This is a genomic window from Lysinibacillus composti (assembly GCF_016908465.1).
GTDB classification, from domain to species: Bacteria; Bacillota; Bacilli; order Bacillales_A; family Planococcaceae; genus Ureibacillus; species Ureibacillus composti_A.
Genome location: NZ_JAFBDY010000005.1, coordinates 116,026 through 131,120, shown reverse-complemented (window position 1 = coordinate 131,120; position 15,095 = coordinate 116,026). Strand labels below are relative to the sequence as shown.

General features: G+C 37.6%; 16 protein-coding genes. 1 reads left to right on the top strand and 15 read right to left on the bottom strand.

What is annotated here, in order from left to right; translation table 11 throughout:
- Positions 1–130: 130 nt before the first annotated feature.
- The 5 genes from sucD to JOD29_RS07845 form a co-directional block, all read right to left on the bottom strand.
- Positions 131–1,033, bottom strand: coding sequence for a succinate--CoA ligase subunit alpha (sucD, locus tag JOD29_RS07865; protein WP_124764023.1), 903 nt, complete (start codon positions 1,031–1,033; stop codon positions 131–133).
- A gap of 25 nt (positions 1,034–1,058) precedes the next feature.
- The gene (sucC, locus tag JOD29_RS07860; protein WP_124764024.1) at positions 1,059–2,216 is read right to left on the bottom strand and encodes an ADP-forming succinate--CoA ligase subunit beta; all 1,158 of its coding nucleotides are present in this window, start codon (positions 2,214–2,216) and stop codon (positions 1,059–1,061) included.
- Positions 2,217–2,372: 156 nt separating this feature from the next.
- Positions 2,373–2,672 (bottom strand): EscU/YscU/HrcU family type III secretion system export apparatus switch protein, encoded by a 300-nt coding sequence (locus JOD29_RS07855; RefSeq protein ID WP_124764025.1) that lies wholly within the window; start codon positions 2,670–2,672, stop codon positions 2,373–2,375.
- Positions 2,669–4,561 carry a hypothetical protein gene (locus tag JOD29_RS07850; protein WP_124764026.1) on the bottom strand — a complete coding sequence of 631 codons (1,893 nt, stop codon included), beginning with the start codon at positions 4,559–4,561 and terminating at the stop codon, positions 2,669–2,671. Before JOD29_RS07850 ends, JOD29_RS07855 begins: the two co-directional genes overlap by 4 nt.
- Positions 4,558–5,346: a ribonuclease HII gene (locus JOD29_RS07845; protein WP_124764027.1), complete on the bottom strand. Its 789-nt coding sequence runs from the start codon at positions 5,344–5,346 to the stop codon at positions 4,558–4,560. The genes JOD29_RS07850 and JOD29_RS07845 overlap by 4 nt, the downstream gene beginning before the upstream one ends.
- Before the next feature lie 294 nt (positions 5,347–5,640).
- Here JOD29_RS07845 and JOD29_RS07840 point away from each other — a divergent pair, with 294 nt between their 5' ends.
- A complete protein-coding gene (locus JOD29_RS07840) occupies positions 5,641–6,159 on the top strand; it encodes a PCYCGC motif-containing (lipo)protein (RefSeq protein WP_124764028.1) in 519 nt (172 codons plus the stop codon).
- 593 nt (positions 6,160–6,752) lie between these two features.
- On the opposite strand, the gene ylqF is transcribed toward JOD29_RS07840, so the two are convergent.
- From ylqF to ftsY, 10 genes are all read right to left on the bottom strand, one after another.
- Positions 6,753–7,628: a ribosome biogenesis GTPase YlqF gene (ylqF, locus tag JOD29_RS07835; RefSeq protein ID WP_124764029.1), complete on the bottom strand. Its 876-nt coding sequence runs from the start codon at positions 7,626–7,628 to the stop codon at positions 6,753–6,755.
- Positions 7,629–7,836: 208 nt separating this feature from the next.
- Positions 7,837–8,400: a signal peptidase I gene (lepB, locus tag JOD29_RS07830; protein WP_124764030.1), complete on the bottom strand. Its 564-nt coding sequence runs from the start codon at positions 8,398–8,400 to the stop codon at positions 7,837–7,839.
- 102 nt (positions 8,401–8,502) lie between these two features.
- Complete coding sequence (rplS, locus tag JOD29_RS07825; protein ID WP_124764031.1) at positions 8,503–8,847, bottom strand: 50S ribosomal protein L19; 345 nt, start codon at positions 8,845–8,847, stop codon at positions 8,503–8,505.
- Between the two features lie 132 nt (positions 8,848–8,979).
- Complete coding sequence (trmD, locus tag JOD29_RS07820) at positions 8,980–9,711, bottom strand: tRNA (guanosine(37)-N1)-methyltransferase TrmD (protein ID WP_124764032.1); 732 nt, start codon at positions 9,709–9,711, stop codon at positions 8,980–8,982.
- A complete protein-coding gene (rimM, locus tag JOD29_RS07815; RefSeq protein WP_124764033.1) occupies positions 9,711–10,229 on the bottom strand; it encodes a ribosome maturation factor RimM in 519 nt (172 codons plus the stop codon). The genes trmD and rimM overlap by 1 nt, the downstream gene beginning before the upstream one ends.
- Before the next feature lie 140 nt (positions 10,230–10,369).
- Positions 10,370–10,603, bottom strand: coding sequence for a KH domain-containing protein (locus tag JOD29_RS07810; protein WP_124764034.1), 234 nt, complete (start codon positions 10,601–10,603; stop codon positions 10,370–10,372).
- Between the two features lie 14 nt (positions 10,604–10,617).
- Positions 10,618–10,890, bottom strand: a complete 273-nt coding sequence (gene rpsP, locus JOD29_RS07805; RefSeq protein ID WP_124764035.1) for a 30S ribosomal protein S16 — start codon at positions 10,888–10,890, stop codon at positions 10,618–10,620.
- Positions 10,891–11,028: 138 nt separating this feature from the next.
- The gene (ffh, locus tag JOD29_RS07800) at positions 11,029–12,387 is read right to left on the bottom strand and encodes a signal recognition particle protein (protein WP_124764036.1); all 1,359 of its coding nucleotides are present in this window, start codon (positions 12,385–12,387) and stop codon (positions 11,029–11,031) included.
- Between the two features lie 11 nt (positions 12,388–12,398).
- Positions 12,399–12,734, bottom strand: coding sequence for a putative DNA-binding protein (locus JOD29_RS07795; RefSeq protein WP_124764037.1), 336 nt, complete (start codon positions 12,732–12,734; stop codon positions 12,399–12,401).
- Positions 12,735–13,822: 1,088 nt separating this feature from the next.
- Positions 13,823–15,082, bottom strand: a complete 1,260-nt coding sequence (ftsY, locus tag JOD29_RS07790; RefSeq protein ID WP_124764038.1) for a signal recognition particle-docking protein FtsY — start codon at positions 15,080–15,082, stop codon at positions 13,823–13,825.
- Positions 15,083–15,095 lie beyond the last annotated feature (13 nt).

The window sequence follows — 15,095 nt, the reverse complement described above, 5'->3', positions numbered from 1 at the left end:
GGGGTGAACTTAAGGATGCAGGGAATAAGAAAAGGATGTTAAACTGTTGACCCACATTTGATTTGATTGAAATGAAATGGACAACAAGAAAAAAGGTGCAACACATCTTTTAATGTGTTACACCTCTATTTTAATGTGTCTTACATTTTTCGTATAGACCTTTTTCTTTTAAAACTTTAATTAATGTTTCACCGATAACAGATGGTGTTTCAGCAACTTGAATATCTGCTGCATTCATAGCTTTAATTTTTTCTGCAGCTGTCCCTTTACCACCAGAGATAATCGCACCTGCATGTCCCATACGCTTTCCTGGAGGTGCTGTTTGACCACCGATAAAGCCTACGACAGGTTTTGTCATATTTGCTTTAATCCACTCTGCAGCTTCTTCTTCTGCAGTTCCACCAATTTCACCAATCATCACGACTGCATATGTTTCTGGATCATTATTAAACTCAGTTAAAACATCAATAAAGTTTGTCCCATTCACAGGGTCTCCACCAATCCCAACAGCTGTTGTTTGGCCGATTCCTGCTTGTGAAAGTTGGTGTACAGCTTCATATGTAAGCGTACCAGAACGAGAAACGACACCTACATGACCTTTTGTATGAATGTAACCTGGCATAATACCAATCTTACATTCATCCGCTGTAATAACACCTGGACAGTTTGGACCCACTAAGCGAGTCTTTTTCCCTTCCATATAACGCTTAACTTTCACCATATCTAAGACAGGAATATGTTCAGTTATACAAATTGTTAAATCTAACTCCGCATCTACTGCTTCCATAATTGCATCTGCTGCGAATGGTGCCGGAACATAAATAACCGAAACGTTTGCACCTGTAGCGTCAACAGCGTCTTTTACCGTATTAAATACAGGAACACCTTCTGCTTCTTGACCCGCTTTACCAGGCGTAACCCCTGCAACAATTTTTGTACCGTATTCTAACATTTGCTTTGTATGGAAAAGGGCTGTTTCCCCTGTGATCCCTTGAACGATTACTTTCGTATCTTTATTAATATAAACACTCATGCATTTTTCCCCTGCCTTCCTTTGGTTATACTAGTTTTACAATTTTTTGCGCGCCATCAGCCATTGAGTCTGCGGCTACAATGTTTAAGCCAGAAGCGTTTAATAATTCTTTCCCAAGATCTACGTTTGTTCCTTCTAATCGAACAACTAAAGGCACTTGTAATCCAACTTCTTTTGCAGCTGTAATAACCCCTTCTGCAATAACATCACATTTCATGATGCCTCCAAAGATGTTAACAAAGATCCCTTTCACATTTGGGTCAGATAAGATAATTTTGAATGCTTCTGTTACTTTTTCGGCTGTAGCACCGCCCCCAACGTCAAGGAAGTTCGCGGGTTGTCCGCCGTAATAACTAATTGTATCCATAGTAGCCATAGCAAGACCTGCGCCATTTACCATGCAGCCAATGTTGCCATCTAAAGGAATATAGCTTAAATCATATTTTGATGCTTCAATTTCTTTTGGATCTTCTTCATCGTAATCACGTAATTCTACAATGTCTTTGTGACGATATAATGCATTTGCATCGAAGTTAAATTTCGCATCAAGTGCCACTACTTCATCATTACCTGTCACAACTAGAGGATTAATTTCAACAATTGACGCATCTTTATCGACAAATGCTTGATATAAGCCAAGCATTAATTTGGCTGCTTTATTTACTAACTTAGGTGGGATATTCATGTTAAACGCCATTCGACGTGCTTGGAATGGTGTTAACCCTGTAACTGGATCTACAACTTCTTTAAAGATCTTCTCAGGAGTAGCTTCAGCTACTTCTTCAATATCCATTCCGCCTTCTTCAGAACCCATTAGAGTCACTCTAGATGTAGCTCTATCTAAAACAAGACTTAAATAATATTCTTTTCTAATATCAGATCCTTCTTCAATATAAAGACGTTTTACTTCTTTACCTTCTGGACCTGTTTGGTGAGTTACTAGTATTTTCCCTAGTAATTCTTTTGCATAAGCACGAACTTCTTCTAAGTTCTTTGCAATTTTCACACCGCCCGCTTTACCGCGGCCACCTGCGTGGATTTGTGCTTTTACAACAGTAACGCTAGCACCTAACTCTTTTGCAACTTTTACTGCTTCTTCCGGTGAAAAAGCAACGCTACCATTCGGTACTGCTACTCCGTATTTTCTAAGTATTTCTTTCCCCTGATACTCGTGGATATTCATATAAATCCTCCCATCCGCCAATTGAAAATCATTTCCTCAAATACTATTTTATACAAACATTCTGACAATGTCTATCATTGTAATAAAAACAAGTTTTTTCTCGTTTTATTACATAATACACTCTCAAATAAGAGAAAACTAGTTTTATTTTCAATCTTATAGTTTTGATTTCTTTTGAAATGACTGATGCTGCTGATCTAATCTGTAAATAAAAGCAAAAACCTCTGCCACTGCTTGATATAATTCTTCAGGAATCGACTCATTTAAATCCAGTTGTCCTAATAGTTGAACTAGATTTGGATCTTCATAAATAGGTACATCATGCAATGTTGCTTGCTCCAATATGTTATTTGCAATTTTCCCTTTTCCCTTTGCAACAACGACGGGACCGCTAGTTGTTTCAGGATTATAGGACAATGCAATTGCCTCGTTACGGACAAATTTTTTCCCACTCATATCCGTATATCCACCCCGGTTTGTTGTAAATTTTTTTGTTGAATAGGAATTGTTTTGCCATGACTTTGTTTTGGAATCATTGGCTTCAGAAAAACTCCCGAGAGCTGATATTCCTTCTCTCGGAGACCTTCCTTTAATGAAGCTTTTAATGGTTCAGCTAATAAATTTAGATGTTCGTTTTCATTAAAAACAGTAATCGTCACAATTCGATTTTGAACGTGCATATCAATCACTGTTTCGTTAAGAGAATCCATATCTAGATAAAATAATATTCTTGCATAATTTGAATCTATTTTTCCATCCTCTTTCATCCTGCCATTCCATTGCAAAGTTGCATCCATTTGTTTCCCGAAAAATTGTAACGGAATCTGCATGACGATTTGGTGTTGATGACCGTTTTCACCTGAAAGGAGTTGCATTCCGTTTAACCTAGCCATCAAATGATCTGCCGACTCTCTTAATCCTTGAGATATAACAGGGTCTTGTAACAGAGATAATAGTTGAGGTTTTAACGTTTGATTGATTGTTTGAGTGTTTGACTCTTTTTGATTTAATGCTGCTTCATAGCTTAGTCCTAAATCTTTTAATACAGATTTAATGGCTTGTTCCATTGCACCCCGATTTATACCATCTTGAACCTGAGCCTCGACTTGCAGCATCATATTTTGCACGGGTGGTTGTGAAGAGTCATTTCCTTTTTGGGCAACGTTCAATAAAAGAGCGCTATTCACATGATTTGGTTGTAAAAGTGAGGCAAGATGCTCCTTGGAAGACAAACCTGCCTGATCCGTAGTAAACAATTGACTAGTAGCATTTGTAGAAAAAGCTTTCATCAATTGTTCATGTACCTGTTTTGCAAATAGTTCACTAGAATTCCCTACATGAGGCAATTTTTCAAACCGTGCAATGACTTGCTGCAGTTCTACTTTTTGACTTGCCGTTAATAGTTGTTGATCACCTATCCATGATTTCACTTGGTTCAACGTTTGAGAAATATTTTCTCCATTAATTTTAGAAATTAATTGAATTAATTGTCCTGCAGTTGATTGATTTGTAGCATCATTATTCTGCGATGTGATTTGCCCGAAACTATGAGACAACCAATTTTGAACAGTTGCACTTTTTGGTATAACCCCCGCTTCTTTCATTAAATTCAATGCTTGAAGCTTATTGGCATTTGTTTCAGATGGATTCGTTAACACCTGTAAAGTTCGGGCTAGTGCCACTCCTCCAACCTCTTGTTCTAAAGGTTTCGTTATCTGTTGAAGCTGTTGCATAAGATTTGATTTCGTTTGTACTTCTATATTGGTTTCGTTTGCTAATTGTTGCATGAAAGTTTGCAACGAAGCAGACATCCCACTTGTCTTTGTTCCCATTATTAAAGCTTTAAACACTTCATTTGTATAAGGCATTTTTAATTCGATCATTTTTTGTAAAGCCGACATCGCCTCGTCTTTTGTCATTCCATTTGATAAATTCTTGATCCACACTTCCGCATTTAGTAACTGATCTTTTGAAATAGGAATTTGTTGTTTGACAAAATGTGAAAGAATTTGCTGTATTTCAGTAGATTTAGGCAAGTTCATCACATCTAAAAGTTGCTGAATTTGCTGGGTTTGACCTAAACTTGGCGACATTGGGCCAGAAACGACTTTCAGCTCCGCTTGAGGGTTCATGTTCGACACTTGAAAAAAATGCGAATCTCCGGCTTTCAATGGTGTTTCTAGCTTTGCAAAAAGTTTATGTGAGCCTATTTGTATCTCAGCCATTTGATCCGGATACAATTTTTTGATCGTCCCATGAAACACTTGTCCTTGCTTTAATGTTAGTGGTTGATTTTGTTGCACCGTAGTTTGTGTTTGTATCGGATTAAATGATGTATATGTCATATAGGCAATGCCCCTTGTTTAATAAACATAGATTTGATTGGTTCAAAGCTTTTCCGGTGATGCTCAGTTGGGCCATATTGATCAAGTGCTTCTAAATGCTGTTTTGTTCCATAGCCTGCATTTTGGTCAAAACCATAGTGAGGGTATTGTTTATGTAAGTCTTCCATATATTGATCACGGGCTTGTTTGGCTAAAATAGAAGCCGCCGCAATGGCTAAACTTTTTGCATCACCTTTGATGATAGACTTTTGTGGAATCTGTATTGGTAAAGTCATTGCATCAATAATGACGTAATGTGGTTGTATGTCCAATGTTTCAATACTTGTTTTCATCGATTGTTTCGTTGCTTCGTATATATTCAAACGATCAATTTCTTCTGGACTTTGAAAATGAATCGAGTAGCTAATGGCATGTTCTTTAATAGTCTTCGCAAATGCTTCTCTCATATTTTTTGATAATTGTTTAGAATCGTTAATTCCGATTAACGCTTCACAGTCAGTTGGTAATATTACGGCTGCCGTTACGACCGGTCCTGCTAATGGGCCACGCCCCGCTTCATCAACCCCTGCAACAAACGCTCCCTCAAAAGGTGAAAATGAAGCATCAAATGACACCTTATGACGATGTTCTTCTTTCACTTTTTCTCGTTTTTCCATTCGATTCTTCCATTGTTGCCACGCTTTTTGAACACCGGAACGTTCGTCTTTTTGAATGTCTTCCATCCATTCTTCGTAAGCTGTTGCTTCATTCAAAAGCTGGGTTATTTCCTTAATTGTTTTAGCCATATGTACTTGCACTTCCTTAACTTTTCTATTGTTATTATCGACATCAATTGGAGAGTTTGAATGAACTCCTATAAACCAAAATATACTTTCTTCTACCAAATCCGGGTTAGAATCGAAGCCTCACTAAATCTTTAGAGCAGAGGACTTTACTAAAAGTAGATAATTTGACATTATTATGTATATTAATTCAAATATATTTTTTCTTAAAACATCTCCACTATAATGAAGACATAGTTACCGTACCTATTGTAACAATTCAAAATCGATCTGTACTACAATTAGGAGGATTTATTCATGAAAAAACTAGTACCTCTTTTTGCCATATTTATTTTAATATTATCCGCATGTAGTAATGCATCTGATCCTGAACATGAACACCATGAAGAGAAGTCGGGAGAAAATTCATCCGCAGAAGAGATGCACAATCATCTTTCTGGTGATTTACAGGAAGTGACGGCTTCAGCTGAGGAATTACCGAAGTTTTTAGATTCGAAACATGAAGATATTCGCCTTGTTTATCAAGTAGCGGGAAAAGCTACGGATATTTTACAATGGATGCCTTGTTATTGTGGATGTGGAGATTCAGCTGGACATCGCAGTAATTTAAATTGCTTTATCGCCGAAACACGTGATGATGGTTCAATTGTTTGGGACGACCACGGCACACGTTGCCAAGTATGTCTTGAAATCGCGGTTGAATCTGTCCAACTATATCAAGATGGAAAATCTTTAAAAGAAATCCGCGAAGCAATTGATGCCAAATACTCGAACGGTCAATATGCAGCACCAACACCAACTGAAATGCCAGCATAATGTAAGCTGATGTGTGGTGGTAGACGTTTCTTTTGTAGTTCATCACTTTATGCTTTATCTATTATGGTCTTCACTGATAGGGTGAAGGCCTTTTCTCATGATTGTGTTTCCTTTTTGGGTCTTCATGGTCTGCATGAAGACCTTTTTCTTAATTACTTTTCCTATTTAGGTCTTCATCGCCTATATGAAGACCTTTTTTCATAGCTACTTTTCTTTTTCGGGTCTTCTCTTCATCACCTAAATGAAGACCTTTTTCCATACTGGTTTCTCCTGTTTGCGTCTTCATTGCCTACATGAAAACCTTTTTCCATACTGGTTTCTCCTGTTTGCGTCTTCATTGCCTACATGAAAACCTTTTTCCATAATTAATTTGCCTGTTTGGGTCTTCATTGCCTATATGAAGACCTTTTTTCATACTTGTTTCTCCTGATTGGGTCTTCATAGACCCTACTTCATAAAGGTTACTCCTGTTTGGGTCTTCATTGCTTACATCCTTGTATTTGCAATTGCCTCCCAACTAGCAGAGTAGCCTGAACTGCTCCTATAAAATAAGAAAACCCCTTAGAATGTTCATCTTTCTAAGGGGCATTTATTTATTGTTCTAATGCTTCTTTTTCTAATTGCTCGGCCACATGGTCAAAAGATAAATTTCCTAGATGTTGGTTACGAATATCGCGTACGATAATTTCGGCAACTTGGTCATAGTCAATTTCTCCACCTGGTCCAAAGACTCTTCGTAACTTTCCAATATGGTCAAATGTTTTTACTAAATCTTCGTCGACAAATGTAATACCATATCGTTCTTCCATTCGGTTAGGATAGTGGATGGATAAGAAGCGAAGTCCGTACACTGCTAAATCTTCCATATTAATAATCGTATCTTTTATGGCACCTGTAATAGCAAGTTTTAAACCAACTTCTTGATCTTCAAATTTCGGCCATAAAATACCCGGTGTATCCAGGAGTTCAATTTCCTGCCCTACTTTAATCCATTGCTGCGATTTAGTTACACCTGGAGTATTACCCGTTTTTGCAATGTTTTTCTTTGCTAAACGGTTAATGAGTGTTGATTTCCCTACATTGGGAATCCCCACTATCATCGCACGAATCGCTCTAGGTTTCATCCCTTTCGCTCTCATACGCTCCCATTTTTCGGCTAAAATTTCTTGCGCTGCTTTAACAACCTTTTGTAGTCCTTTACCTTCAAATGAATTGATTGCTACGGCTGTGTGGCCCTTACTTGCAAAGTACTCAATCCATTTTCTTGTTTCAGAATCATCGGCCATGTCTGCTTTATTTAATATTAAAAGTCGGGGCTTTTGATTAATTACTTGATCAATCATTGGATTACGCGAAGAAAGCGGTAATCGCGCATCAATCAGTTCAAATATAATATCGACAAGTTTTAGTTTTTCTTGTACTTCCCGACGAGCTTTTGCCATATGCCCAGGAAACCATTGTATTGTCATAGTTATTCTCCTCCTATATGTATTTTTGCAAAAAGAAAAGGAGATTACACCGAACCTCCTTAAAAATTCCGCCTTATTAGTTTAATCAATTACGCTTACTAACCTGAATCTAGATTTCGAAATCACAGAGCTGAGCTAAAACCCTTAACGAAAACGAAATCTGCGAAATTCATGGTGAAGTTAACATTAGTACATGACTTTGTTAACTCTACTTTACTAATTTCATATCACTTAGCGGCCAAAATACAACGTTCGTATTTCCGATTATTTTTTCCTCACTTACAACTCCGATATGTCGACTATCTTTACTGTAACGACGATTGTCACCCATTACAAATACGTACCCTTCAGGAATAACCTCTAAGCTAGGGTCAATGTCCTTTAATGTAAAGTCCTGTGTAAGTGTACCGTCAGTAATTTCGGATTTGTATTCGTCAAGATACGGTTCATCGAATGGTTCACCATTAATGTATAATTGATCATCTTTATATTCAATGTAATCACCCGGTAGTCCAATCACTCGTTTAATATAATCCTTACCTTCTGGTGCATGGAATACGACAATATCAAAACGATCCGGCTTTCCAATTGTATAACCAATCTTATTTACAATCATGCGATCTCCATCTTTTAAGGTCGGCATCATCGATTCACCATCAACAACAATAGGTGTAAATAAAAAGTAACGAATGATCACAGCAATTGCAAATGCAATTACAAGAGCTTTTGTCCATTCCCAAAGCTCACTTTTTTCTTTTTTTGTATTTTCCACTCCGATGTCCCCCTTGACACCATTTTATTGTATATTGACTATTATTGACAAGCAAAAAGAAAGGGAGCTTGATTATTCCAAGCCCCCTCTTTTAAAAAGTTATTAGCGAATTTCTTTAATACGTGCAGCTTTACCACGTAGGTTACGTAAATAGTAAAGTTTAGCGCGACGTACTTTACCACGGCGAACAACTTCTAAGTTAGCGATTTTTGGAGTGTGTACAGGGAATGTACGTTCAACACCAACACCGTAAGAAATTTTACGAACTGTGAAAGTTTCGCTGATTCCGCCACCACGACGTTTGATTACAACACCTTCAAAAAGTTGGATACGCTCACGAGTACCTTCAACTACTTTTACGTGTACACGTACAGTGTCTCCTGGACGGAATGTTGGAAGATCAGAACGAAGTTGATCTTTAGTAATTTCTGCGATAATGTTTGACATATAATTCTCTCCTCGTACAGATGCTCTTATAGTCCTCTAACGGCCACAGCGGAACACCGTAATATAAGTGCCTCTTATAGAAGCACAGAATGTATAATAACATAAATTCACTATTCTTTGCAATGTTTTATCTTATTCTTTTTCTTTTTTTAGACTTTCAATATAGGCTAATTGTTCTTTAGTTAAGTCCATTTCTTCAAGTAAATCTGGTCGTCTTTCAAATGTTCGTTTTAAAGACTGTTCTTCACGCCACAGATCAATTTTTGCATGGTTGCCTGACATTAAGATATCTGGCACCTTCATCCCTCTAAAATCAGCAGGACGTGTGTAATGAGGATGTTCTAATAAACCTGTAGAGAACGAATCATGAATATGTGAATCTTCTTGACCTAACACCCCAGGAAGTAATCGAACAACAGCATCAATGACCGTCATCGCTGGCAACTCGCCACCTGTTAACACAAAATCACCAATCGAGATTTCATCTGTTACCAGGTATTGACGGATTCTTTCATCATACCCTTCATAATGGCCACATAAGAAGACAAGTTCCTCTTCTTTAGCTAATTCCTCTGCTTTTTTTTGCGTAAAGCGTTCACCTTGGGGACACATCAAAATGATTCTTGGGTTACGACCTTCTGTAATTTTTTCGACTGCATGGAACATCGGCTCTGGTTTTAGAACCATTCCTGCACCACCACCATATGGATAATCATCTACTTGGTTATGTTTATTATTCGAAAAAGTACGAATATCGGAAACCGCTAAATTCACTGCTCCCTTTTCTTGAGCTTTTTTAAGAATGGATGCTCCAAAAACGCCTGTAAACATTTCTGGGAACAAACTTAAAACATGTATATTCATTAAAATAACCCTTCCATCACGTGAATGGTGATTTTCTTTTCATCTAGGTTAATATCTTTCACAACGTCTTCAATGTATGGAATATAGTGTTTTTTTCCATTTGAATCTTTCACTTCCCAAACATCATTGGCGCCCGTTTCTAGTATTTCTGTGACAACACCCATGTGCTCACCTTCTTCTGAAACTACGACACATCCAATGATTTCAAAATAGTAGAACTCATTTTCTTCAAGCACATCTTCATCTAATTGATCTTTCGTGATTTTTAACATACCCTCTTTAAAGTGTTCTACGAGGTTAATGTTGTTTAATCCTTCAAATGTTAATAGGATAAAGTTTTTATGTCTACGAGCGCTTTCAACTGTTACCCAAATTGGTTTTTTATCATCTTTTTTAAATACTGCTAACTTACTGCCCGGTGCAAATCGAACATCTTCAAAGTCGGTTGATGAAATAACACGCACTTCCCCACGAATTCCGTGTGTATTCACAATTCTTCCTACGTTAAACCATTCCAAGTAATTCACCTCTTTTGTCACGATTAATCCCGTGAAGCTATTTATAATTTTTATGTTAAAAAGTCTATTTATCCATTATGTGACGAATTCACTTTCATTATAATAAAAAGGAGAGAACAGCATAAGTTCCCTCCTTGGTTTCAGTCTAATATATCGACATATGTCTTTTTCTTATGGTAACCGCTAGCTGCTGAGTAAACAATTGTACGAATCGCCTTTGCGACACGACCTTGCTTGCCTATTACTTTTCCTCGATCCTCTGGATTAACAAAAAGCTTATAAACAATTCGACTCGAATTCTCGTCCGTTTCGATCCGAACGTCATCTGGATAATCGACTAATGGTTTTACGATTGTTTCAATCAGCTGCTGCATAACGGCACCTCCGATTATTTACTGAATTTTTGGTTATGGAATTTTTCCATGATCCCTTGTTCTGAGAACAGGTTACGTACAGTATCAGATGGTTTTGCACCATCAGTTAACCATTTAAGAGCTTTCTCTTCATCGATGTTAACTGTTGCTGGTTTTGTAAGTGGGTTGTAAGTACCTACTGTTTCAATTTGACGTCCGTCACGTGGTGAACGAGAGTCAGCAACTACGATACGATAGAAAGGAGATTTTTTAGCTCCCATACGTTTTAAACGAATTTTTACTGCCATTTTATTTGCACCTCCGAATAAGTTTCACACAAGATAGTATATTATCAATGTTTGTGTTGTTTGTAAAGTGTTTTTTCTTAACACATATATTTTTAACAAAAAATTTGAATTCTTGCAAGTAAAATTGATGATTCAATATTACTTAAATAGCGAGTCTAAGCCTGGTAGCTTCATCTTTTTCTTACCTTTACCTTGAGTCATACCAGTCATCTGTTTCATCATTTTCTTCATGTCTTCAAACTGTTTTAGTAAACGATTGACTTCCTGAATTGAAGTACCAGATCCTTTTGCAATACGTTTTTTGCGGCTTGCATTCATAATCTCTGGGTTCTTTTTTTCAGCAGGCGTCATGGAATAAATGATGGCTTCAATACGCCCCATTTGCTTTTCATCTACTTTAACATTATCAAGGCCCTTAATTTTATTGGCACCTGGTAACATTTTCAGAATGTCTTCAAGCGGACCCATCTTTTTCACCTGTTGCAATTGCTCAACAAAATCATCTAGAGTGATGGATTGAGTCATTAATTTAGTTTCAAGCTCTTTCGCCTTTTCCATATCGACGTTTGCTTGAGCTTTTTCAATTAATGATAAAACGTCACCCATTCCTAAAATACGAGAAGCCATACGTTCAGGGTGGAATGGTTCAAGAGCATCCATTTTTTCACCCATACCGACAAATTTAATTGGCTTTTCTGTTACAGAACGAATAGATAATGCAGCACCACCACGTGTATCTCCATCAAGTTTTGTTAGAACAACACCTGAAATGCCTACTGTTTCGTTAAAGCTTTGTGCAACATTGACAGCGTCTTGACCTGTCATGGCATCAACAACTAAAAAGACTTCATCTGGCTCTTTTAAAGCGCGAATGTTTTTTAATTCATCCATTAGTTCTTCATCGATATGTAATCGACCTGCTGTATCGATAATGACCACATCTAAATGCTCTTCTTTTGCATGTTCAATCGCCTGACGTGCAATTTCTACAGGAGAAACATCGGTTCCAAGCGAGAAAACAGGAAGGGAAAGCTGCTTTCCTAATGTTTGAAGCTGTTGAACCGCTGCAGGACGATACACGTCAGCTGCAACCAATAATGGTTTGCGGTTATATTTTTTTCTTAAAACGTTTGCTAGTTTACCAGAGGTAGTTGTTTTCCCCGCCCCTTGTAAACCAACCATCATAATGACTGTTGGTGGCTTTGTATTGAATTTAATTGGACTTTGTTCTCCACCCATTAACGAAGTCAACTCATCTTGTACAATCTTAATGACTTGTTGACCAGGTGTTAAGCTTTTCAAAACTTCTACACCGACTGCACGTTCACTTACTTTTTTAACAAACTCTTTTACAACTTTTAAGTTAACGTCAGCTTCAATTAACGCGAAACGAACTTCACGCATCATTTCTTTAACGTCTTGTTCGGTTACTTTCCCTTTACCTTTAATCTTTTGGATTGTCCCCTGGAGTCGTTCCGCTAATCCTTCAAATGCCATTGTTTCGCCTCCTAATCCGTTTCTTTCAATTGTCCTATTAGGGCTAAACATTCTTCATTAGATGAAGAACCTTGTTGAATCACAGCTGCCAATTGATCTAAAATCACTTGACGTTGCTGAAATTTTTCAAATAAACGTAATTTTTCTTCATATTCTTCAAGCATCGACTCTGTTCTACGAATATTATCGTAAACAGCTTGACGTGAAACTTTATAGCTTTCAGCGATTTCTCCTAGAGAATGGTCGTCTAAATAATAAAGTTCCATATAACTACGTTGTTTATCAGTTAGAAGTGCTTGATAAAAGTCGAAGAGAAAGTTCATGCGTGTTGTCTTTTCAAGTAGCATCAAATATCTCTCCAATCATATTTTGTCTATTGTATCATATCTGTTTTGATGAGTTACTGTCAAGGGAAATTCCTTGATTTGATAGAGGAATACAGAGTGTTTCGAACAAGCTTGAAACGTACTGGGGTTTCTGACTTGAGGGCGATTTTTGCCCTTGCAGGCGTTATGAAGTTGTGGAGAAACTGGTGGCGGTCCCAACCGGAGAATAAAGGAAGAAAGCTATAGTGACACATGCAGCGAGAAATGGATGCAAAATGTTTTAGTGCGCCGTTCACAGGAGCAAGATCGATTCTGTAAAGAGTAACCGCAGGAGTATGACTGACATCGTGTCGGGATTAACCGAGGAAGCTTGTTTAGCTGAAGTTTTGTGAGAAGCTATACGGTTTGCCATTACCGGTATGACTTAGCACTCGAAAGGTAGATGTTTACCTCTCTATGAAGTTCATTTTCAACTAATCTACGTCTATTTTTAAACTTCATTCACTTGATGAAGTTTAATTTCAGTCATGCTCCACCTATTTTAAACTTCATTGCCTAGATAAAGTTCAAATTCAACCATGCTCCATCTATTTTTGAACTTCATTGCTTGGATGAAGTTCAAATTCTACCATGCTCCATCTATTTTTGAACTTCATTGCTTGGATGAAGTTCATTTTCAACCATGCTCATCTATTTTTGAACTTCATTGCTTGGATGAAGTTCATTTCCAACTAAACTACGTCTATTTTTAAACTTCATCGCCTAGATGAAGTTTATATTCAACTATACCCCACCTCTTTTTAAACTTCATTCACTTGATGAAGGGGATTTAGATTGCTCTACATCCCATTTTCCTTTTCATCGCTTTGATGAAGAGGGTTTTCATTACGCATTCCCCTCATTTTCCTTCATCACCCTTATAAAGAGGATTTCACCCACTCTCATGTCCCAATTTCCCTCTAACTCTTCCTCTTAATTCGTTCGTTCAATTAATGGATTTTCAGACGCTCATCCACTTTTCCAATTGCTTTTTTCCGCCCAAATAGCAATAACAACTACCGTACGAACACAAAAAAGGCGCCCGTTGATTCAACAACGGGCGCTTATTATTATTCTTCAGTATCTACCTTTTGCAGTTCTTTTTCTAATCCTTCTGCAAACAATCCGTAAACGTAACGTTCAGCATCGAATGGTTGAAGGTCGTCCATTTTTTCACCTAGACCGACAAATTTAACTGGAATGTGCAATTTGTTGCGGATGGCAAGGACAATACCACCTTTTGCTGTACCGTCTAATTTCGTTAAAACGATTCCTGAGACATTTGTCGCTTCTTTAAACGTTTGAGCCTGGATTAGGGCATTTTGACCTGTTGTTGCATCAAGCGCTAATAATACTTCGTGTGGCGCATCAGGAATCTCACGAGTAATGACGCGATGAACCTTTTCTAGCTCTTTCATTAAGTTCACTTTATTTTGCAGACGGCCTGCTGTATCGCAAATTAATACATCCGCACCGCGCTTTTTCGCTGCATGAATGGCATCATAAATGACTGCAGCTGGGTCACTACCTTCTGATTGTTTAATAACTTCACAACCAACGCGGTCTCCCCATACTTGTAATTGGTCAATCGCTCCTGCACGGAATGTATCACCTGCTGCCAGTACGACTGATTTACCTTCAGATTTTAAACGGTGAGCAAGTTTCCCAATTGTTGTCGTTTTCCCTACACCATTTACTCCAACGAATAAAATAACCGTTAATTCACCTTTAGGTTGTAGATTTAATTCGGCAATATCATCTTCGCCAGCTTCATAAATCTCAACTAACTTTTCAGAAATGATCGTTTGGATCCCTTCTGTGTCTTTAATGTTTTTACGTTGCACTTCAAAACGCAATTTATCCATTAATTCCATTACAGTTTCGAACCCAACGTCTGCTTGTAACAACACGTCTTCGAGTTCTTCAAAGAAGTCTTCGTCAACTTTACGGTAACGGGCAACTAAATCATTTACTTTTGACGTAAATGAATTACGAGTTTTGGCTAAGCCCATTTTGAATTTCTGCGTAATTGACCAAGCTGAAGGTTTCTTTTCTTGAGTTTGAGTTTCAGTTTCTTCTTCAGCTGTCTCTTCCTCTTCAACAGCTGGGTCCAATTCTACATCCGGTTCTTCTTCGAATTCAATTTTAGTTGGTTCTTCTAGTTCTTCAAGAGTAGGGTCTGTTTCAACATCTGGTTCTTCCGTTGTCACTTCCTCAATTTGAGCGGGCTCTTCTATTTTCGCCTCAGCTTCATCTTGTTCAACTTTTTGAACCTTTTCTTCTTCGGAACTGCCTACTAATTTTTCTTTTAATCGTTTAAAAAAGCTCATGATTTCCGCTCCT